The organism is Pseudoalteromonas sp. 11L1, from assembly GCF_055397545.1.
Genome location: NZ_AP041141.1, coordinates 1,763,644 through 1,786,369, shown reverse-complemented (window position 1 = coordinate 1,786,369; position 22,726 = coordinate 1,763,644). Strand labels below are relative to the sequence as shown.

General features: G+C 40.3%; 16 protein-coding genes. 3 read left to right on the top strand and 13 right to left on the bottom strand.

Features of this window, described 5'->3' with window-relative positions:
- Positions 1-23: 23 nt before the first annotated feature.
- Both ACZ5WS_RS08260 and cysS read right to left on the bottom strand, forming a co-directional pair.
- Positions 24-920 carry a DMT family transporter gene (locus ACZ5WS_RS08260; RefSeq protein ID WP_138605398.1) on the bottom strand — a complete coding sequence of 299 codons (897 nt, stop codon included), beginning with the start codon at positions 918-920 and terminating at the stop codon, positions 24-26.
- Positions 921-1,083: 163 nt separating this feature from the next.
- A complete protein-coding gene (gene cysS / locus ACZ5WS_RS08255) occupies positions 1,084-2,463 on the bottom strand; it encodes a cysteine--tRNA ligase (protein WP_464707615.1) in 1,380 nt (459 codons plus the stop codon).
- A 154-nt stretch (positions 2,464-2,617) separates the two neighbouring features.
- On the opposite strand from cysS, the gene ACZ5WS_RS08250 reads away from it, so the two are divergent.
- Positions 2,618-3,109 (top strand): peptidylprolyl isomerase, encoded by a 492-nt coding sequence (locus ACZ5WS_RS08250; RefSeq protein ID WP_290170108.1) that lies wholly within the window; start codon positions 2,618-2,620, stop codon positions 3,107-3,109.
- 68 nt (positions 3,110-3,177) lie between these two features.
- Entirely contained in the window at positions 3,178-3,912 is a 735-nt protein-coding gene (locus ACZ5WS_RS08245; RefSeq protein WP_464707612.1) for a UDP-2,3-diacylglucosamine diphosphatase, read from the top strand.
- Positions 3,913-3,924: 12 nt separating this feature from the next.
- On the opposite strand, the gene ACZ5WS_RS08240 is transcribed toward ACZ5WS_RS08245, so the two are convergent.
- The 3 genes from ACZ5WS_RS08240 to miaE all read right to left on the bottom strand — a co-directional run bounded on the left by ACZ5WS_RS08240 (position 3,925) and on the right by miaE (position 9,061).
- Complete coding sequence (locus ACZ5WS_RS08240; RefSeq protein ID WP_464707608.1) at positions 3,925-5,862, bottom strand: ATP-binding protein; 1,938 nt, start codon at positions 5,860-5,862, stop codon at positions 3,925-3,927.
- On the bottom strand, positions 5,855-8,089 hold the full coding sequence (locus ACZ5WS_RS08235; RefSeq protein ID WP_464707604.1) for an EAL domain-containing response regulator: 2,235 nt from the start codon (positions 8,087-8,089) through the stop codon (positions 5,855-5,857). Before ACZ5WS_RS08235 ends, ACZ5WS_RS08240 begins: the two co-directional genes overlap by 8 nt.
- Before the next feature lie 192 nt (positions 8,090-8,281).
- Positions 8,282-9,061 (bottom strand): tRNA isopentenyl-2-thiomethyl-A-37 hydroxylase MiaE, encoded by a 780-nt coding sequence (gene miaE, locus ACZ5WS_RS08230; protein ID WP_464707602.1) that lies wholly within the window; start codon positions 9,059-9,061, stop codon positions 8,282-8,284.
- A gap of 198 nt (positions 9,062-9,259) precedes the next feature.
- Between miaE and ACZ5WS_RS08225 the strand changes: the two genes are divergently transcribed.
- Entirely contained in the window at positions 9,260-9,859 is a 600-nt protein-coding gene (locus ACZ5WS_RS08225; protein ID WP_008111059.1) for a Yip1 family protein, read from the top strand.
- A gap of 78 nt (positions 9,860-9,937) precedes the next feature.
- Here ACZ5WS_RS08225 and purF read toward each other — a convergent pair whose 3' ends face one another.
- The 8 genes from purF to ACZ5WS_RS08185 all read right to left on the bottom strand — a co-directional run bounded on the left by purF (position 9,938) and on the right by ACZ5WS_RS08185 (position 22,719).
- On the bottom strand, positions 9,938-11,464 hold the full coding sequence (purF, locus tag ACZ5WS_RS08220; RefSeq protein ID WP_138605386.1) for an amidophosphoribosyltransferase: 1,527 nt from the start codon (positions 11,462-11,464) through the stop codon (positions 9,938-9,940).
- 18 nt (positions 11,465-11,482) lie between these two features.
- Positions 11,483-11,977 (bottom strand): CvpA family protein, encoded by a 495-nt coding sequence (locus ACZ5WS_RS08215; protein ID WP_076919200.1) that lies wholly within the window; start codon positions 11,975-11,977, stop codon positions 11,483-11,485.
- A gap of 209 nt (positions 11,978-12,186) precedes the next feature.
- Positions 12,187-12,813, bottom strand: a complete 627-nt coding sequence (locus tag ACZ5WS_RS08210) for an SPOR domain-containing protein (RefSeq protein ID WP_198523501.1) — start codon at positions 12,811-12,813, stop codon at positions 12,187-12,189.
- A gap of 11 nt (positions 12,814-12,824) precedes the next feature.
- Complete coding sequence (gene folC / locus ACZ5WS_RS08205) at positions 12,825-14,090, bottom strand: bifunctional tetrahydrofolate synthase/dihydrofolate synthase (RefSeq protein ID WP_464707596.1); 1,266 nt, start codon at positions 14,088-14,090, stop codon at positions 12,825-12,827.
- Positions 14,091-14,115: 25 nt separating this feature from the next.
- Positions 14,116-14,991 (bottom strand): acetyl-CoA carboxylase, carboxyltransferase subunit beta, encoded by an 876-nt coding sequence (gene accD / locus ACZ5WS_RS08200; RefSeq protein WP_008111068.1) that lies wholly within the window; start codon positions 14,989-14,991, stop codon positions 14,116-14,118.
- Positions 14,992-15,154: 163 nt separating this feature from the next.
- The gene (gene truA / locus ACZ5WS_RS08195; protein WP_178956372.1) at positions 15,155-15,949 is read right to left on the bottom strand and encodes a tRNA pseudouridine(38-40) synthase TruA; all 795 of its coding nucleotides are present in this window, start codon (positions 15,947-15,949) and stop codon (positions 15,155-15,157) included.
- 169 nt (positions 15,950-16,118) lie between these two features.
- On the bottom strand, positions 16,119-21,353 hold the full coding sequence (locus ACZ5WS_RS08190) for a FimV/HubP family polar landmark protein (RefSeq protein ID WP_464707593.1): 5,235 nt from the start codon (positions 21,351-21,353) through the stop codon (positions 16,119-16,121).
- A 349-nt stretch (positions 21,354-21,702) separates the two neighbouring features.
- Positions 21,703-22,719 carry an aspartate-semialdehyde dehydrogenase gene (locus ACZ5WS_RS08185; RefSeq protein ID WP_010388045.1) on the bottom strand — a complete coding sequence of 339 codons (1,017 nt, stop codon included), beginning with the start codon at positions 22,717-22,719 and terminating at the stop codon, positions 21,703-21,705.
- Between the last annotated feature and the right edge of the window lie 7 nt (positions 22,720-22,726).

Below are 22,726 nucleotides of genomic sequence, written 5' to 3'. Positions count from 1 at the left end.
AAATAAAGTAATCCAAAGCCCGCTTAATTGCGGGCTTTTTGTATCATCATTCTTCGTTTTATTAAGTCCAAGCCTTGTGGCAAAACCGAAAACACAATCATTAATAACATAATCGCGTACTGCCAATTTGCATACTGCTCGTTAATTAATATTCCTGCACATAAAATACCGGCAATTGGGTTGGCTATAGTGCCAAAAGTAAATTCAACAACTGACATTCGTCCTAATAACCAAACATATAGGATGTAAGCCAAAGCAGTATTAGGGACCACCAGCCAAAATAACGCCAGCCATTGCGTGGTATTTATTGATGCAGTTAAAAATTGATACTGCTGTGGTGCAAAATAGAAAGCTTGAACCATAGCGGCAATTGCTAGCAAACTGCCACCAATGATTAGCTGCCACGTGAGTACCGTCCACCAGTGAACTTTAGCCGTTACTTTTTGTACCAGCGTACTGCCTATCACAATAGTTAATAGCGCCCCTATCAGCGCTAAAACTCCCAACACATTAAGCGCTATATGTTGTGGATCAAATAAACGCCATGCCAAAACCACTAAAGCAAGCGCACAAATACCTTGCACTAGCGCTGGCTGTTGTCGTTTAACAAGCCATGCATATAATAATGCAACAACCGGTACAGACACCATACCCACGCCTGCAATAGCTGCTGGTAGGTTAATAGCCATTACAAAAATAAAACTGAAAAATAGCGCAATATTAATCGTGCCGATTAAAAAGATGCCAGGCCATTGCTTTGCAGTTGGCCAAGAGGGTTTAAATAACAACAATAATAAACCAGCAGGAAGTGCACGTATGGCCCCTAATAAGATTGGCGGCCACTCTGGGGTTGCGTATTTAGTTACCGCATAAGTCGTTCCCCATAAAAAAGCAGGGATCATGGCAAGTAAAATATTCATTAATTTTCCATTTTTAAATTGATGAATGCGAGTTTAAAACCTCAACCATAATTGAGGTCAACAATATCAATTTTATTAAAAGCATAATCAATTTAATGCAATTGATATAACAAAAAAGGGTTACCCAATGGCAACCCTTTTTTTGGTGATCCGCGTGTTGTAGCTAAGCTTTACGCCACGTTGTTTTTCCCGCTGAATCTTCAAGTATCACACCCAGTGCATTTAAAGCATCGCGAGCTTCATCAGCTGCAGCCCAATTTTTACTGGCACGTGCGTCATTACGTTTTACAATCAATGCCTCAATTTCAGCCACTTCAGCATCGTTTTGACCGCCTTGTAAAAATGCCTCAGGTGCTTGTTGAGCAATACCAAGTATTTCACCTAAGCTGCGTAGAATAAAGGCTAAATGTCCTGCTTTTTCGCTATCACTTTCTTTTACTCGGTTTAGCTCTTTAGCAACTTCAAACACAACCGGTAATGCTTCTGGCGAATTAAAGTCATCATTCATAGCTTTTCTAAACTTAGCTACATACTCATTACCCTCAAGCTCACATTCAACTGGCTCAACACCACGTAATGCCGTGTAAATACGCTCAAGTGATGAACGTGCTTGGTCTAAGTTTTCTTGCGAGTAATTAAGTTGACTACGGTAATGGCCAGAAATTAAAAAGTAACGAACCGACTCAGCATCGTATTGCTTTAATACTTCACGAACGGTAAAAAAGTTATCTAATGATTTAGACATCTTTTCTTTGTTCACTTGAACCATACCGGTATGGATCCAAGTATTAACGTATTGGCCGTTGTTAGCACAGCATGATTGCGCGATTTCGTTTTCGTGGTGCGGAAACTGTAAGTCTGAACCACCACCATGAATGTCAAAGTGCTCTCCTAAGTGCTTTGAACTCATCGCTGAACATTCTATATGCCACCCAGGGCGCCCCTCTCCCCAAGGTGAAGACCACGATGGCTCCCCTGCTTTAGCTTTTTTCCATAAAACAAAATCAAGAGGATCGTCTTTATCTTGCGCTACTTCAACACGTGACCCCGATTGCAGCATAGTTAAATCTTGCTGCGAAAGTGCTCCGTATTGCTCAAAGGTTGATACATCAAATAAAACGTCGCCATCGGCTGCAACATAAGCATGGCCTTTGGCAATCAAACGCTCAACCATAGCAATAATTTCATCCATGTGACCTGTAACCGTTGGCTCTACATCAGGACGTAGCATATTTAAGCTGTCAAAGTCTTCATGCATGGCTTTAGTCATACGCACGGTTAAGTCGTTAATCGCCTCACCGTTTTCATTTGCGCGCTTAATAATTTTATCATCAACATCGGTAATATTACGTACGTACTTTAAGTCGTAACCTAAATGACGAAGATAGCGAACAATCACATCAAAACCCACAAATGTGCGTGCATGGCCAATGTGACAGTAATCATAAATGGTGATACCACACACATACATGTCGATTTTTCCATCGACCATAGGTTTAAATTGTTCTTTTTGGCGTGTCAGTGTGTTGTATATTTGTACCATTTAGTTGCTTTCCTTCACGATTAACAGAAAAGCTATGTTACCACTTGCTAAGCATGGGCTCTAGCGGTTTATAACAAACATAACATCTACTTTGTTAATCTGAGTCAACTACGATAAAATAGCACCAATATTTAAACCAGCTATAGGAAACCTCATGGTTGTTCTACACACAAACTTTGGTGATATCACCATTAAAATGCACGAAAGCGAAGCTCCAAATACAGTAAAAAACTTTTTAGAGTATGCAAACTCAGGTTTTTATAACGGCACTATTTTTCACCGTGTAATTGATGGTTTTATGGTTCAAGGCGGTGGTTTTGCATCGGGTATGGAACAAAAAGAAGTAAACGACCCAATTGAAAATGAAGCTAACAACGGCCTATCTAACAAAGTAGGTACTTTAGCAATGGCGCGTACGCCTGATCCACACTCAGCTACAGCGCAATTTTTCATTAACGTGAATAACAACGACTTTTTAAACCACAGCAGCGAAACGTCGCAAGGCTGGGGTTACTGTGTGTTTGCTGAAGTAGTAGAAGGCATGGACATAGTAAATAAAATCAAAGGTGTTGCTACAGGTAGCAATGGTTTTCACCAAGATGTACCACTTGAAGATGTGGTAATTGAAAGTGTAACTGTAAGCTAAAACCCCCTTTATTCTTCAAAGAATACATAAAGCGGGTATTCACCCGCTTTTATTTAACTGGAATCACCATGACTCGCCAAACCTACTTTATTGCAGATTTACATTTGAGTGAAAATCGCCCTGATATTACAGCGGCATTTTTTAAATTTTTACACTCCCATATTGTTCCTCAAAAAGTAGACGCCCTATATATTTTAGGTGATTTTTTTGAAGTCTGGGTTGGTGACGATTATGTTAGCGAACTATCAGCAGCAGTAGCCAAACAATTAAAAGCAGTTAATAACTCGGGCATACCTATTTATTTTGTTCACGGTAATCGCGATTTTATCATGCGCACAAAATATGCAGATATGGCAGGAATGACTCTACTCGATGAGCAAACAGTGATCGACCTTTACGGCACACCCACGGTAATTTTACATGGTGATGAAATGTGTACTCAAGATATTGAATATCAAAAGTTTCGTCAAAAAAGTCGTGGTTGGTGGTGGCCCAAATTAATGCTTGCTATGCCATTATGGTATCGAAAAAAAATAGCCCGCGATGCGCGTGAAAAAAGTAAACTTAGCCAAGCAGACAAACCTATAGAAATACTGGATGTAGTGCAAAGCGCGGTACTCGAAACCTTTGCTAAGCATAACGTGGCTAATATGATCCACGGCCATACTCACCGCCCTAATGTACATACCTATGAAGTTAATAACCAAACGCTTACTCGCACAGTATTGGGCGATTGGTATACTCAAGGTTCGTATTTAGTGATTACTCCCGAGTCACAACAATTAATTTCAACGCCTTTATAACGTCCCTAGTAATTAATCGTAATCAGACTTTGCGGTTAACTCAGGCAAGGTAATAATAAATTGTGTTTTAAAATAGGCATCGCTTTGTGGTTCTGAATGAAGTTTGATGTCTCCTTTCAAAACTTGTGTTACCCATTGGTGCACCATATATAAACCTAAGCCCGTATTACCTTTACCTCGTGCGGTTGTATAAAAAGGCTCAAATATATCTGCTTTAGTCTCATTATTAACTCCTTTACCATTATCTGACACGCTAAGCCTTACGCTATTATTTGTCGCTTGCTCTACTTTTATTTCTATCACTCCCTCCTGCTTTTCATCAAAAGCGTGATTTAGCGCATTAATTACAAGGTTTTCGACCACCTGAGAAATAATCCCCGGCAAACTAATCACCTGTTTTTTGAGCAAGAAAATAGTTTTCACTTTTATCGGTGAATTTTTTAATCTGGAATTTAATGACAATAATAACTCTTGAATGATTTTTTCAATATCACATGCAATAAATTCATCGTTATGGCGATCAATGGCCATTTTTTTAAAACTTTTCACTAATACTGCGGTTTTATTTAAGTTAATTTTAGCTAGTGCTAGGTTCTCACCAATACTGGTTGTTGTTTCCTCTAACGTTGATTTAGTCAGCCCCTCCCTCATCGCCGCATTTAATTTAGCTAATGCCATATCTGCATTAGAAACAGAAATAACGGCTCCACCAATGGGTGTATTCATTTCATGAGCAACTCCTGCTACGAGCAATCCTAATGAGGATAGTTTTTGCGCTTCAATTAGTCCTTCTTGTAGCTGTTGTTGCTGCTTTATGGTGGCATCAAGCTCTCGGTTCACTATATCTAGTTCTATCTTTTCTATATGTAATTTATGCGAGAGGGTTAACAGCTTATTTTGAAACTTATACTCACGATAAATAAAGCCAAAACTAATTAAGCACAGTAATCCACTACACAAAAACGCAAACTGTAAGGCTTTCACCTGTCCAGTTATTAGTAATTCATCAGGACTACTTATTAAAATAATTAACTCTTTATCGGTGTCACTAATTCTGCCTTTGTTCTCGCGCAGTGAAAAAATAGAAAAACGTCGGTAAGTATAGAGGTTATGGTCAAAAAAGTGCGAACCATACTCGACTTTGCCACCAATAATTTGCTGCCAGAGCCGAGGCTCTTGAATGGCAAGCGTTTGCTCATTTTTACCATACATAAACCCCCATTCTAAATCTTCATCACTATTTAATAACCAAAAACCATTATGATTCAAAATGCTTATATGGGTACTTTTTTGGCTATAGCTTTTGATCTGATTAAATAGATAATCTAAGTTAAAGTTAACCACCAATAGGCCATCTAATAGGTAATTTTCTTGATTGGTACGGTAGGTTACGCGGATTGATGGTTGATGAGGTTTTATGATTTTGTTGTGTTCAATGTTTAAATCTATTTCTGTAGCAAAAATGTCAGGCGCACTGATCTGCATCCCTTTTTGAAAGTAGTAACGGTTTTGCTTATTTTGCAAACCATCAGGCGATACAATTTCGCCAACACCATTCACTGCGTTAATGCGGTATTGCTCTTGCCCTTGCTTATCTAGCCAGCGAATTTGGGCTATGTTAGTAGAGATAGTCGCAAAATTTAAAAAATAATTATTTATTTCATCTCTGCTTCGCATTTGTTGCAAAGGCTTGTTTTGTGCATCGCTTTTTAAAACTGGGCCTTGAGCCAAAATACGAGTTAGCTTTTTAATGCTGCTGAGCTCTTTGGAGAAATCACTACTAATTAGTACTAACTTTTCATCTTGCTGAGCTTTAATGGTGTTTATTTTTTCTTGATATATTTGTTCGTATATAAGCCAACCAATAAAGAAGGTAATGAATAAACTGAATAGCAATTTAACTAGCACACTTTTTTTTGTACCAACAGGCAAACTATTAATGCTATTCATTATCAGTCACTTCATACTGCTTTAACCATCCGAACAGATCTTTTAGAGATAGAGGTTTAGAAAAATAATACCCTTGAGCTGTTTCGCAGCCTTGTTGCTGCAACCACTTGGCCTCAAACTCATTCTCAACACCTTCAGCAATCACCGAAAAGTTAAATTGCTTTGCCAAAGACAATATCATCTTAATCATGTATTGATTATTGTCATTAAACTCAAGGTCACTAACAAAATAGCGATCTATTTTTATCGACGTAGACGGTATTTCATTAATGTGAGCCAAAGACGAATACCCTGTACCAAAGTCATCAATGCTGACTTTCATGCCCAAAGCAATAAACCGCTCAAGCGCCTCTTTAATTAAGCTGTAATTACTAATAGCTTGTGTTTCGGTCACCTCAAGCTCAAGCATAGAAGGCAAAATACTGTATTCTTCAATTTTATTTTTTATCTGTTCAAAGTAGCTTGGCTCAACTAAATCATAAGAGGACGCATTAAATGCAACGGGTAAGTTACAGCCTTGCTCTTTAAGTTGATTAATAGCCTCTAGTATTTTCTCAAAAATCACATGGTCTAGTTCATTAATTAATCCGGCTGTTTCAGCTAATTCTATAAACTCGTCGGGGCGTACAAAGCTGCCATCGGCTCTTTGCCACCTAGCGAGCGCTTCAAAACCTGCTGGTTTCAAGGTTGATAAGCTGATTTTGGGTTGTAACACCACCTCTAAGCTTTTATTACCTATAGCCGTTCTGAGCTCAGCCATCAGCTCATATCGACGAGTTATCTGATCTGTTTTTTCCTCTGTATGCTGAATATACTTTGCATGGTTTGCCAACGTATAGTTGAGGCTAGACTCTGCTAAGCTAATCACTTTTTCAGGTGTTAAGTTTAAAGCAGCGCTTAACTTCAACTCCAGTATACGCACATCAATATATTGCTTCACCTGTTCAATTTCGAACTTTTGCTTATTTTGAAAGTAACTAATTGCATCTGAAATATCAAAGTCAACGCTAATTAGCATGCCAAAGGTTTTGTTACTAATTAGTGCTATGCGTGGTTCATATTTAGCAAAAGTATCAACTATATTTTGATGAACTAACTTCATTAATTTATTACAAAAGTCATTCCCGAAAGTAAATGCTTTTTCATCAAACTGATAAATGTCAAAAATGACTAATCGTGTTTTTAATCGCTCATGGGCATTCATGTTCTTTATTTCACGGGTTAACCAGTTCCTATTTGGTAAATTTAGTGATACATCGGTATAAGCAAGCTCTGTTAAACGATTTAATAACGAAATATTCGCAAATCCCGTGCTCACATTTTCGCTAAATACTTTGAGTAAATACTCATTTTGCTCATTAATTGGGTTGTCTGATTTTACGATCGTTATATAAGAAATATCTTGTTCTTGCGTTAAGGGAGTCTCGAAAAAAAATACGCTGTGGTGCCTTGAAAAAATATGACTGCGCTGTATGGTCGCTTGTTTAAAATCTTGCAGCATTTCTGCAGGCAGGTTAGGTACAACAGGTTGCCCTTTAGTACCACTAAAGCAACCATGGGTAGAGAGTATTAAGCATTCAGAGCTAGAGTTTGAATTACTCGAACAAAAAATACCGCCGCCTTCGGTTATTTTTAAAATATTGCTAATTTCTTTAAGCACTGCATGAGAAAAAGAGGCCATATCATGCTTACCGTTAATACTTCTAGACGCATCTAGCACCAGCTGTAAACCTTGCTTTGCGGACCTAATTTGTGAAATATACTCCCATGTACGCATGTTACTATTAACAATTGATTGCAACTTTTCTGCTGTAATATCTGATTTATTCCAGTATTCATCGATATCAAGGACTTTCATGATATCACTCTCTGGAGCAAAACCAGGTTGACCTGTTAATAGCACAATACGCATTTCTGCGTTACCTATAACCTCTCGAATAGTATTTACTAAACGCAAGCCTGAGTCATCCTCCTCCATTACTACATCTATAAAAATAAGTGCAATATCAGGATGCATACTCAACGCCAAAGCAGCCTCAGGCACAGTATTTGCCGTTAAAAGCTCGTATTTATACCCGTCCTTGGCTTTTAGTTCTTTTAAGCTATTTACTAACGCGTTCTGATAATCAAGGTCATCCTCAACGGTTAATATCTTCCATGCTTTTAGCTCTGTATCTGCTTTTTCTTCTTCAGCTGCAAATACAAACAATCCCTCTTTATCTTGCATATCTTCTCACCCAATAATAAATAAGGTATGACCTTGTTATTAAAATGAATTACAAAGCAATAAGTTAAATAATTTAAATAGTTATTCTAATATTAGGTGAGGGTATTGGATGTGTCTAATTTAAAAAGAATTTAATTAAAAGTAACTGCTACAACAGTTTGCTGTTTAACTGGTAGCAGCTTCATGTGTAAATTATACGGGTTGTTGGCAAGCAGTAATAGGTACGCCGCTATGAAATTTGAAGTCTTCATCGTCCGATGTAATTAGCTGCGCTTCTATTTCAGCAAATTCTTTTACCCGCTCAGTAATATCAAAGTCAGCAATTTCTTGAGCAAGGGTTAAGTAATCTTGATAATGGCGAGCCTCTGAGCGAAGCAGTGAAATATAAAAGTCCCCTAAGCGTTTATCTACATGCGGGGCAAGCGCAGCAAAACGTTCACATGAGCGCGCTTCTATGTACGCACCTACAATAAGTTTATCAACTAATGCATTGGGCTCAAACGTTTTAACATTACGTAACATGCCTTTGGCGTAACGACATGGGGTTATACTTTTATATTCAACGCCGTATTCATCCATAATTTCCAACACTTGATAAAAGTGATGCAACTCTTCTTTTATTAACATCACCATTTTATCAATTAAGTCTTGTCCATAAGGTGAGTTAGATTTAGGAATAATAGACTTTGTCAGTTTATTTTTAGCCGCTAAATCACGCCAGTTCCCCTCACGTTTATAAATAAGCGTTTCAAACGGTTTTAGCCACTCAAGCAGTGCATCACTGCTGTCTTTATCTACCGCATACTTACGGATTAAAAACATCGCACTTTGTGCCGCTTTTAGCTCACAAATTAAATGATCAATTAATATGATGGGTAAATTTTCTTTTTTGGTTGCCTGTTCAACCCACTCATTGGGGGTACGGCATAATAAAAAGTTGTTAATTGGCTCTAAAAGCTGACTATGTGGCACGCTGACTACTCATTGCTAAAAATTGCGATTACGCATTTTAACACGAAATAATGTTCTGAATAAAATAAACACACGCAGCTCTTACAAGCATGTGGATAACTTGACTTTGCTTAGTTACTGAACCATAACTAAATGGACTGTATAAAAAACAAACCAACTATAACCAAACAGTAACTTATCCTTTATGGAGAGCACGCAATGATACTAAATCACCTATGGGGCTTATACGCCCACCCACTCGAAGAGTGGCAAACAATTGATAACCGTCACGAAAGCTTAACCTACAGCTTATCGCACATTTTGCTAATCGCTTTATTTCCCTCAGCAATGGGATACTACTCATCGGTTTACTTAGGCTGGAGTATAGGCACAGGTAACCCCGTTTTTTTAACCCATGAAAGCGCACTGATGATTGGCGCAGCCATGTATGTTGCTTTAATTGGCGGTGTATTTGCACTGGCCTATTTAGCGCATTGGATGGCGGTTACTTTCGGTGCTAAACCGACCTTTACCCAAACTATCGAGCTGGCAGCGTATACCGCTACACCGGTGTTTATGTCAGCATTGGCTGCTTTTTGGCCTGAGTTATGGTTTGTGGTGTGTGTTGGATTAGTGGCGCTCGCCTACTCAGTTTATTTACTGTATACCGGCGTCCCTATTTTAATGCACATTCCGCAGGAGCGCGGCTTTATTTATGCAAGCTCTGTTGTAACCTGTGGACTCATTTTGCTGGTTATCATTTTAGCACTTACCGCCATGCTATGGACCAACGGTATAATTAGCCCTATGTTTACCTAAAAATTGAAAAACAAAAAAGGAGCGATTAAGCTCCTTTTTTTGTAACGCCGATAATGCTACCGGGTAGTATTATCATTGTTAATCAGATTCGTTTTCATCTTGGTTATGTATTTCTAAACCAGACGACATCGCGTTTTCGCGGGTGCTTTTAGCAGAATCGTTACGTAGCTTATCAATACGATTTAGGTAGTCTTGATCAACGTCGCCAGTAATGTATTGTCCATCAAACACTGACGTTTCAAACTTAGTGATTTCAGGGTTTTCTTGGCTAACTGCAGCAATTAAATCACTTAATGATTGAAAGATTAAACCATCAGAGCTAATGCTTTGGTTAATATCTTCAACCTCACGGCCGTGTGCAATGAGTTCAGCCGCCGATGGCATATCTATACCGTATACATTTGGAAAGCGTATTTCCGGTGCAGCTGACGCAAAGTAAACATTTTTAGCACCAGACTCGCGTGCCATCTCAACTATTTGTGCTGAAGTTGTACCACGTACAATTGAATCATCAACAAGTAGGACATTTTTACCTTTAAACTCACGGTCAATTGCATTAAGTTTTTGACGTACTGATTTTTTACGTAGCTCTTGGCCTGGCATAATGAACGTACGACCAATATAGCGGTTTTTAACAAAGCCTTGGCGATAAGGTAAATCAAGCACGCGTGCCATTTCTAAAGCGATATCACACGAAGTCTCTGGGATAGGAATAACGACATCAATGTCTTTATCGGCCCACTCACGTGCTACTTTCTCGCCTAGTTTAGTCCCCATATTTACACGTGCAGCATAAACCGACATACGATCAATGGTTGAATCCGGGCGCGCAAAGTAAACAAATTCAAAAATACACGGTGAGTAAGACACTTTATCCGCACAGGCAAAAGAATGAAACTCGCCTTTTTCCGTCACATAAATAGCTTCGCCTGGGGCAACGTCACGGATAAACTCAAAGCCATCTGGCTTTAACGCCACACTTTCTGAGGCAAACATATATTCAGTACCCGCAGCAGATTCACGTTTACCAAATACAAGAGGACGAATACCATTTGGATCGCGAAACGCCACAATACCATGGCCGATAATCATGGCAATAGTGGCATAACCACCCGTCACTTTATTGTTAACTTCAGTAACCGCGGTAAAAATATCTTCAGGGTCTAATTTAAGCTTGTCTGACTTACTTAGCTCATGTGCCATGATGTTAAGTAAAATCTCAGAATCAGAGGTAGTATTAACATGGCGACGTGCCTCTGAAAATAACTGCTCTTTTAACGACTCTGCATTGGTTAAATTACCATTATGGGCAAGTGCTATACCAAAAGGAGAGTTCACGTAAAACGGCTGAGCCTCTGACGAACTTGAAGAGCCCGCCGTTGGGTAGCGCACATGGCCAATGCCAATGTTGCCTTGCAAACGTTTCATATGACGAGTGTGAAATACATCTTTCACTAGGCCATTTGCTTTGCGCAAGCTAAATGTATTGTTCTCAATAGTTATGATACCCGCAGCATCTTGGCCACGGTGTTGCAAAACGGTTAAGCCATCATAAATCGCCTGATTAACTGGCGATGTTCCGACTATTCCAACGATACCACACATGTAATTTATCCTCGCCGATTAACGGTTTACTGAATTTAAAAAGCTCGAGTTGTTTTCTAGGTACGAAAAGAACCATTCAACTACAAAGCCAAATTCTGGAATCAAAATGGAGTTGCCCCACCAATGCGTATTAGGCGCACCAGTAAAAGCATCAAGAAAGAAGAGTAACGCGCTCACGACCAACACGCCTCGAAGAGCACCAAACACCAGACCAAAAACACGGTCTGTGCCGGATAATCCGGTTCGCTGTACAAGCTCACCTAAAATATAGTTTAGTAAACCGCCTAACAATAGCGTCGCAAAGAATAATATGGCAATGGCCGCCGCATTTCTTAAAAGGGGTTCAGAAATGGATGTTAGGAAGGAAGCTAAATATTGATAAAATAAGCTGGAGATGATGAAAGCCCCTGCCCATACCGCTAATGACATAGCTTCTTTAACAAAGCCGCGTATTAAACCGATGATGGTAGAGAGTGCAATAATGCCAAGAATGGCGTAATCAACCCAGATCATAAGAACCAAATAGTCGCTAATTTTGGGCGCATTCTATACCTAAACCTCCTCGTGATGCAAGTTTAAGCGTGAGATTGCAGATGAGTAAAAACATGCAGTTTTTAGATAAAAAATAGCGTGAAATATGTAGGCTAGAAGTGAGGATAGTTCAGGGAATAGATAAATGTGTAATATCAGCTGATAAACACATTTACCTATTAATGACTAAGTTATTTTGCCACTTCAAATTGAGTAACTTTACCGTTTAGTTTAGTTAGTTCTTTCAGTGCGGGAAGTTGGGACTGCAGCTCATTTTTACTTAATGACGGCCCTACAAATACTTTAGTTAACGTACCATTTGGCGTTTTAATTGGCCTAGTAAAGCTTTTAAAACCTTTCGTTTTTAGCTTTGCCTGCAACGCTTTTACATTTGCCGCATGAGAAAAACTACCAAGCTGAATGACATACGCCATACTTGTTAGGTTTTCATTAGTATTACGCATAGCATCATCTTGCCCGGTAGTGACTGTGCCTTGTTTTGTATCGGCTATAACTGCTTCAACCATTGCTGGCTGTGCAGTAACGTCAGTTTCAGCAGAGCTGTTTTGTTGCTCAAATGCAGCATCATCAGGCTGAATATCTTCAATTTCATCCTCTTTTAATGGTTCTGCATTTGCCACTTGTTGATCAATTGATTCTTGTAAATCAATGGTCTTGAACTCAGAGCGTTCTGGAATCGCTTTAAAGCCTTCTTTATAGTGCACTTTTTCACCATCGAGTATATTGGGAATAAACACAATTGCTGCGATCACCACAATACTTGTTCCGACTAAGCGATTAATAAAACCTGAGTTCACCGACATCCTCTCTATTTTTTAAAGTAATGAATAGCGCCAGCCACGGTAAAAAATGAGCCAAATACAATCAATAGTGTATTACTTGGCTGGTTTGGCAAAATAGCATCCAATGCTACCTCTACGTTGCTATAACCCTGTTTAAAATGACTATTGGGTATACTTGAAAGCGCCTGTTGAAGATAGGCGGCACTATCGCCACGCGGGCCGTCTAAGCTCGCTAAAGACCATTCATCTACCACATCAGCCACTTCTTTAAGCACACCGACTTTATCTTTATCAGCAAGCATAGCGGCTAATGCATGAATTTTAAAGCCTTTATCTTTATAGCTTGCTAACTTAGTTGCTAAATAACGTGCCGATTCAGGGTTATGTGCCACATCGGTGTACACTAATGGCGACTCACTTAATTGTTGAAAGCGCCCTTCTACCACTAAGTTAGCTATGCACTGAGTTATCACTTCATCACTTGGTAATAAATCTAGCACCGACAAGGTCGTTAACGCAGTGGCCACATTTTGACACGGGATGGCCGGTTTAGGTAACTCGAGTTTATGTGCTTTAAATTGCCAACTAAAACTCTGCGCATACTCTTTAAAAATAAAGTCGCTACCCGATAACACCATATTAGCGTTAATTTCTTTGCCATAATCGGTCATTGTATACGGAATATTTAAATCCCCAATAATTGCCGGAGTACTCTCTCTAAAAATTCCCGCCTTGTCATAAGCCACCAGCTCACGGGTATCACCTAAATATTCTTTATGATCTAAATCGATGGTGGTGATCACACTAGCAAATGGGGTAACAATATTGGTCGCGTCAAAACGCCCGCCCAAACCGACCTCTAACAACACGTAGTCAACTTCTAAGCGTTTAAATATAGCCAACGCGCCTAAGGTACCATATTCAAAATAGGTTAATGGTGTGTCACCACGCCCTTGCTCTAGTAAATTAAACGCATCGACATGGTATTGATCGTCAAGCTCTGCCCCATTAACGCGTACACGTTCGTTATAGCGAACTAAATGAGGTGAAGCATAGGTGCCAACACAATAACCCTGGGCTAATAATAATGACTCTAAACAACGTGCTGTTGTTCCTTTGCCATTGGTGCCTGCAATAAGAATGATTTTACTTGAGGAAGTTAAAAGCTCTATGTTGTTAGCAACACGAGCAACGCGCTCTAAGCCCATTTCTATATTAGCAGGGTGAACACTCTCTAAATAACAAAGCCAATCATCAAGGCTTGATGATTGGCTAGGAATTGTTTTTGTCATAGCATGTAATCAGTAAAGCTGAAATTTACGCTACTCTATGCTCTTGTTCCGTAGAAGGCAAGTTCATAAATTTTGCTAAGATACGTGCTAGCGTATCGCGCATTTCTCGACGGTCAATTATCATGTCGATTGCGCCGTGCTCTAATAAAAACTCACTGCGTTGGAAACCCTCAGGCAGTGTTTCACGCACGGTTTGTTCAATAACACGCGGACCTGCAAAACCAATCAAAGCTTTAGGCTCTGCAACATTAATATCACCAAGCATTGCCAATGATGCTGATACACCACCCATTGTTGGATCAGTCATTACAGAGATGAACGGTAGGCCTTTTTCGGTCATTTTAGCAAGTGCAGCACTGGTTTTAGCCATTTGCATAAGTGACATTAGCGCCTCTTGCATACGCGCGCCGCCCGATGCAGAAAAACAAATCAGCGGCATATTATGCTCTAAACATTGGTCAACTGCGTCAACAAAGCGAGCACCTACAACCGATGCCATTGAGCCACCCATAAATGAGAATTCAAATGCAACTGCAGCAACAGGAATACCTTTTAGGTTTCCTTTCATTGCAACCAGTGCGTCTTTTTCACCGCTTGACTTTTGAGCTGCATTAATACGATCTGAGTACTTTTTAGAGTCTCTAAATTTAAGCACATCTTTAGGTTCGTGTTGAGCGCCTAATTCATGACGGTCACCGTCATCTAAAAATTGTTCAAGACGCTTACGACCACTAACACGCATATGATGGTCGCACTTAGGGCATACATTTAGTGATTTTTCTAATTCTGCTTTATATAAAATTGAATCACATGACGTACATTTAGCCCATACACCTTCTGGAATTTCTTTACGACCTGAAGATTTAGTCGTTTTTGGTAAGATTTTTTCTAGCCAACTCATTTGCAACTCTCTTAATGCTGTTCTGTGTCGCGAGTCTACATGTTAACCATGCAAACAAATTTTTCCAATTAAAACATGAATTACGCTATCACGGTATAAAAAACTGGTCTTAGTAGTTAGTCCTACGAATAATAGCGTATAAAAATAACCACCTGATTACCTTTTAAATATCGGTATCGGCTAAAAACAATGGCCCCAACGGCGTTCTAGGAATATTAAAGTGTTCTGGGTAATCAACATCTACTAAATATAAACCCGCCGCTTTTGCTGTGGCGCTCGCTTTGGCACGCTCTTTAAGATCTAGCAACTCTTTTAACCAAATTGGTTCATGTTTATGTAAACCGATATCCATTAAACACCCGGTAATATTACGTACCATATGATGCAAAAACGCATTGGCTTTAATGTCAATAATGACATAAGCACCTTGGCGCTGTACCGATAAATGATGAATCGTTCGCGTTGCCGTATTAGCTTGGCAGTGAAGCGCTCTAAACGAGGTGAAATCGTGCTCACCTAATAAATATTGGCAAGCCTGCTGCATTTTCACTTCATCTAAAGGATGATGAAAATGGGTAACACCTTCATTTAATACCGCACCACGAAACGCATAATTATAAATCACATAACGATAACGACGAGCAGTTGCACTAAAGCGAGCATGAAAGTCTTCAACCACAGGCTGGGCAAAACGAATAGCAATGTCTTTTGGTAATAAGGTATTCATGCCTAATGTAAAGGCCACCATTTCACGATCAGCATGGGTATCAAAATGCACAACTTGACCAGTGCCATGCACGCCGGCATCGGTGCGCCCTGCACATACAATTTCAACCGGATGATTACAAATGCGCGACAACGCTTTTTCTACTTCTTGTTGTACGCTATTTACATGAGATTGACGCTGCCAACCACTGTAACGCGCGCCGTTGTATTCTACTCCAAGTGCTACTCGCATAATTACTGCTTTACCTACTGTGCTAATCGACGCTGCATTTTATGCTATATGGCGTTCCAATAAAAGCAGCGAACTAAGGTTCCTAACTATGCGATACAAAAAACCCGTTATTAGTGTTAACCAATAACGGGTTTTACAGCTCAGATATCCTTTTCAGGATTAGCTATTGTTAGTTTTTCAGCTTAGCTTTTAGATTTTGTGCTTCTTCTTGCACATCGTCTGGGCCATTATTAATAATCTCATCTAAAATTTTAACTGCCGAGTCAGCATCATCTATCTCTATATATGCGTGAGCAAGATCAAGCTTTGCCGAGTAACCACCACTTTGAGTATCAACATCCATAGGGTTATCACCAGCAAGTAATGAATCGTAGTCACCCAAACCAACATCCATATCGACGTCGGTGTAGGGTTCGTGATCTATATCCGCATCATCACTTTGCTCTAGTAATGCATCAATATCAACAAAGTCATCTTGATCTAATGGCTCAGTAACCTCAGGTTGCTCAATGGGCTCTTGCAACAATGGTGCTTTATCATCAGCTAAATCTTCATTAAGTAAGCTATTAAAATCAACATCGAATTCACTGCTGTCGCTTAAATCAACATCATCAGGTTCAGCCAACTCATTCAGTAATGAATCAAAATCTGTTTGTGTTAAATCAGCCATGAACTCATCATCTAGTTCATCATCTGAAATCATTTCTGATTCTGACGGTACTGACGTTTGCGTTAAATCAGCTTCTCGATCAGCATTTGTTTGCTGATCGGTAAATTCAGCTGACTCTGTTAACGCATCAAGTTGATCATCGTCAAAATCATCTTTAGAGCTAACAGCTTGCTCATCTGCAGCTTGTTCAGTCAGATCTGCAGACTCTGAAATATCATTATCTAAAGCTTGCTCTATATCTAACTCTGAAAACTCATTGTTAAGTAACAGCTCATCATCAAAATCATCTTCTAGGCTATCGAGATCGTTACCTGCTGATAGAGCATTAGCGAGATCTTGCTCTGCTTGGCTGGGTGACATGCCTGTGGCATCACCATCTAAATTATCACCTTGTAGCTCTTCTGGAGTTAGTGATTGTTGCTCCTCATCTGATAAAGGCAGTTCATCATCAAGCTCTAACTCAGGATACTCCTCAAGTTCTTCACTTGGGGTGATTATTTCAGGCTCATATAGCTCATCGTCTTCTGTCGATAAATCGTTGCTTTGGATATCGCCAGCAAGCGGGTCATCGCCTAAATCAATTTCCTCTTCATCAAGATCCTCGTCTAAGTCATCCATTGACCAATCAGGTACGTGTTCATCCTCATCGCCTGTTTGCTCAAACTCACTTAAAAGCTCATCGACACTTTTGAAGTTTTCATCGTTGTATTCGTCAAGCGCATCTTCTGGGTCGAGTAAAGTAGAAGAAGTATCGGTAAAATCATCTTCTGATCCAACATCAGGCTCTGCTTCCAGTTCAGGCTCTACTTCAAGCTCTGGTTCTACTTCAAGCTCTGGTTCTACTTCAAGCTCAGGCTCTACTTCAAGTTCAGGCTCTGCTTCAAGTTCAGGTTCTGCTTCAAGCTCAGGTTCTACTTCAAGCTCTGGTTCTACTTCAAGCTCAGGCTCTGCTTCAAGTTCAGGCTCTGCTTCAAGTTCAGGTTCTGCTTCAAGCTCAGGCTCGGCTTCAAGCTCAGGTTCGGCTTCAAGCTCAGGTTCGGCTTCAAGCTCAGGCTCGACTTCAAGTTCAGGTTCTGCTTCAAGCTCAGGTTCTGCTTCAAGCTCAGGTTCTGCTTCAAGCTCAGGTTCTGCTTCAAGCTCAGGTTCGGCTTCAAGCTCAGGCTCGACTTCAAGTTCAAGCTCAGCTTCTGGTTCAGGTTGCTCGTCTAAGCCATCGACTGACCAATCAGGTGCTTCTACATAATCATCACTTGTTTGTTCTAACTCACTCAGTAAATCATCAACGCTATCAAGGTTTTCATTGTTGTACTCATCAAGCGCGTCTTCTGGATCGAGTAAATTAGAAGACGTATCGGTAAAATCATCTTCTGATCCGACATTAGGCTCTGCTTCAAGTTCTAGCTCTACTTCAAGTTCAGGCTCTGCTTCAAGTTCAGGTTCTGCTTCAAGCTCAGGTTCGGCTTCAAGCTCAGGTTCTACTTCAAGCTCAGGCTCTGCTTCAAGTTCAGGCTCTGCTTCAAGTTCAGGTTCTGCTTCAAGCTCAGGCTCGGCTTCAAGCTCTGGCTCGGCTTCAAGCTCAGGTTCGGCTTCAAGTTCAGGCTCTGCTTCAAGCTCAGGCTCTGCTTCAAGTTCAAGCTCAGCTTCTGGTTCAGGTTGCTCGTCTAAGCCATCGACTGACCAATCAGGTGCTTCTACATAATCATCACTTGTTTGTTCTAACTCACTCAGTAAATCATCAACGCTATCAAGGTTTTCATTGTTGTACTCATCAAGCGCGTCTTCTGGATCGAGTAAATTAGAAGACGTATCGGTAAAATCATCTTCTGATCCGACATTAGACTCTGCTTCAAGTTCTGGCTCTTCTTCAAGCTCAGGCTCTGATTCAAGCTCAGGCTCTGCTTCAAGCTCAGGCTCTGCTTCAGGTTCTGATTCAAGCTTAGGCTCTGCTTCAATTTCAGGCTCTGATTCAAGCTCAGGCTCTGCTTCAAGCTCAGGCTCTGCTTCAAGCTCAGGCTCTGCTTCAAGCTCAGGCTCTGCTTCAAGTTCAGGCTCTGCTTCAAGTTCAGGCTCTGCTTCAAGTTCAGGCTCTGCTTCAAGTTCAGGCTCTACTTCAAGTTCAGGCTCTACTTCAAGCTCAGGCTCTGATTCAAGTTCAGGCTCTACTTCAAGTTCAGGCTCTACTTCAAGCTCAGGCTCTGCTTCAAGTTCAGGCTCTGATTCAAGCTCAGGCTCTGCTTCAAGTTCAGGCTCTGCTTCAAGCTCAGGCTTTGCTTCAAGCTCAGGCTCTGCTTCAAGTTCAGGCTCTGCTTCAAGTTCAGGCTCTGCTTCAAGTTCAGGCTCTGCTTCAAGTTCAGGCTCTGCTGCAATTTCTGTCTCAGCTGCAACCTCTGGCTCAGCAAAAGATGAAGCGATAGATTCTACATCTTCACTATTTAACTCTTCTTGCGCGTCAGTTAAATCTTCAATTGAGTCCGCCAATGCATGATCTATTTCAGAATCATGAACATCACTTTCAGGTTGTTCAGTATCTAGTACATCGTCAATATCTACTTCGTCTTCATCAATTAAGCTGTCGATGTCTGGCTCTTTAGTTTGAGCTTCAGTAATTGGTTGCTCAGCGTCGAGCAAACCATCAATATCAACTTCATCATCTTCATCGACTAGGCTGTCGATATCTGGCTCTTGCGTTGCAGTTTCAGTATCCGGTTGCTCAGTATCGAGCAATTCATCAATATCAACTTCATCGTCTTCATCAACTAAGCTGTCGATATCTGGCTCTTCGCTTTGAGTTTCAGTAGTTGGTTGCTCAGCATCAAGCAATTGGTCAATATCAACTTCGTCGTCTTCATCAACTAAGCTGTCGATATCTGGCTCTTCAGTTTGAGCTTCAGTAGTTAGTTGCTCAGCATCGAGCAAGTCGTCAATATCAACTTCATCGTCTTCATCAACTAGAGTGTCGATGTCTGGCTCTTCGCTTTGAGTTTCAGTAGCCGGTTGCTCGGCATCGAGTAAGTCGTCAATATCAAACTCGTCGCCTTCTTCTCCTAAACTGTCGATATCAGGCTCTTCGCTTTGAGTCTCCGGTTGCTCAGCATCAAGCAAGTCATCAATATCAAACTCGTCATCTTCTTCAACTAAACTATCGATATCAGGCTCTTCGCTTTGAGTCTCCGGTTGCTCAGCATCAAGCAAGTCATCAATATCAAACTCGTCATCTTCTTCAACTAAACTATCGATATCAGGCTCTTCGCTTTGAGCTACTGGTTGCTCAGCATCGAGTAAACTGTCTATATCAAACTCATCGTCATCATCAGCTTGTGCTGTTACATCATCTGCTTGTTCATTATTCTCATCAAGCAAGTCGTCAATGTTAAAGTCTTCGCCCTCTTCAGCAAGTTCTTCACTAAGTGCTGCCATATCATCGTTCGATTCACCTTTAGGTTCATCTGGCAGAGCATTGTCATCTTCTTCATCAAACAAGCTATCTAGGTCATCCGAACTTAAAATGTCATCTGACTCATCAAGGTCGATAGCATCACCTGTATCATCGCCATCGGAACTATCAAAGTCCTGTTGCATGAAAACATCAAGTTCATCGTCTTCAGTATTTTCGTCTTCAAAAACAACATCATCATTGAGTAAGCTTTCTAACTCATCTTGATCTAGTAGACTGTCATCATCGAGATCATCGTTAAATGCCACATCATCATCGAGTAACACGTCATCCATGTTGTCGTCTAATTGCACGCTTATATCATCAAGCGGATCGGGAGCTGGCGCTTCTTCATCAAGAATGGGCTCTTGCTCTTCATTTATTGGATCAGTAAACGCTGGAGCTTGAGGAATAAACTCATCATCGTCACTTTCAGGCTCTTGATTATTACTACGCTTACGCAACCACATAACAACGGCAAAAATGATCAATAAAGCCGGAATGGTCATTAATAAAATCAGCACTAAAGGATTCGAAAGTAGCGCGGCAAAGCTAAATTCACTCTCTTGCTCTACCTCTTTTAATTTTTGCTGCGCAATAATCTCATTTTGCTTAAGGATTAATTCTTTTAACTGTTGCTGTATTTCACTGTCTTGACCAAGCTGTAAGCGAACGTTTTCTAATTCGTTTGAAATACCTGTAAGCTGTTTTTTAAGGTTGTTGTTTTCGACTAAAATCTCTTCTACGTTGCTAACTGAACTTTTAAACTGCTGCTGAAGCTCAACTAATTTATTACCTTGGTCTGTTTTTATCTCTTTTAATTCTTGTTGTAATTCTTTTTTGGCTTCATCAACGTCTGCTTTGCGGGCTTGGGTTACTTGTGTTTGAGCTGAATTAATTTCTGCTTGAGTAAGCGTACCATTTTTCTTTTTTTCCCACAGGTCATCATCTTGCTCAGAGCGTTGCTTAGCTAATTGCGGGTTTACTCGTCTAATTTCTGCCAAAGTAGGTATCTTTAAGTAAGAACCGCTTTGCATATGATTTAAATTTTGTTCTAAAAATGAGTTGGGGTTTTTGTTATACAAGGCCTGCATAACTTGGTAAATGCTAACTGAATTATCAGGACGAACCTTAACGGCAATGCGCCAAAGTGTATCGGTTGGTTTTATTGGCCCAATAGAACGCCCCTGTGCGCCGTAATCTGCGCCTTTGGGCCCTCTTAATTGGGTACTGTCTTGAGAGTAAACAGTCGTTACCATCAGTGCAGACGCTAATATAATAAGTGAAACGAAACCGCGCATGCTGATCCTTTAATGTTTAAATGTTAACACAGCGCTTTCAATTGGCGCTTAAACATTGATTATTCTTGCCGTTGTTAACCACGAGGCTAACGCACATTTTTATTACAATCTATTTTTATTGCAAGCTCTATTCCAGTTACAAACTATAAACCAGTTAAGCCATAATATCCATCGCAACGCATTGAAAATAAATACCTTAAACATCTAGATAAAAATAATTTTATGTTGTTTATCAAAGTGTTTACACCGCAGCTGTTTGTAAGTGGCAAAAAAATGGCAATTAAAGCACAAAAAAACGGCAAACCACTTTGGTTTGCCGTTTATTGGATTATCACTGTCTTCAGGCTAATTACATATAATTAGCAATGAGTTCTTCTGCTATTTGCACACTGTTGGTTGCAGCCCCTTTACGGGTATTATCACTTACTACCCACATATTTAATCCATGTGGGTGTGAAATATCGGCACGTAAACGGCCAATGTAAACAGTGTCGTTACCACTGGCATCTGAGACAGCCGTTGGGTAATCACCCGCATCATCAATTAGCTCAACACCCGGTGCATCGCTCAATAATTGCTTCACATGCTCAAAGTCATAAGGCATACGCGTTTCTATATTAATTGACTCAGAATGACCGAAAAACACCGGAACACGAACACAAGTCGGGTTTACTGCAATGGTCGTATCGCCTAAAATTTTATGCGTTTCGTTTACCATTTTCATTTCTTCGCGTGTATAGCCATTGTCTTCAAAGCTATCGATTTGCGGAATAACATTAAACGCAATTTGCTTAGGAAAAATGTCGTTTTCCATTGGGCGTGCATTCATTAAGTTAGCTGTTTGTTTTGCCAGTTCATCAACCGCTTCTTTACCTGCGCCCGACACTGCTTGGTAGGTTGAAACGTTAATACGATCAATACCGTAGGCATCATAAATAGGTTTAAGCGCAAGCATCATTTGAATAGTTGAGCAATTAGGATTAGCGATTATATTACGGTTTCTAAAATCGGCTAAACTCGCTGCATTCACTTCTGGCACAATTAGCGGTACTTCAAAGTCATTTCTAAAATGTGAGGTATTATCAATAACAATACAGCCTGCGTCTGCAGCAATCGGGGCATACTTTTCAGACACACTGCCACCAGCAGAAAATAAGCCGATATGCGCTTGACTAAAGTCAAAGCCTTCAACATCGCGTACTTCTATGCTCTCACCACGAAACTTTATATCTTCGCCGGCACTTCGGCTGCTTGCTAATAAAAACAGCTGATCGACCGGAAATTTACGATCTTCCAAAGTTTCAATGATTTGACGACCAACAAGGCCAGTAGCGCCGAGTACGGCAACGTTATATTTTTGCGACATATTTCAT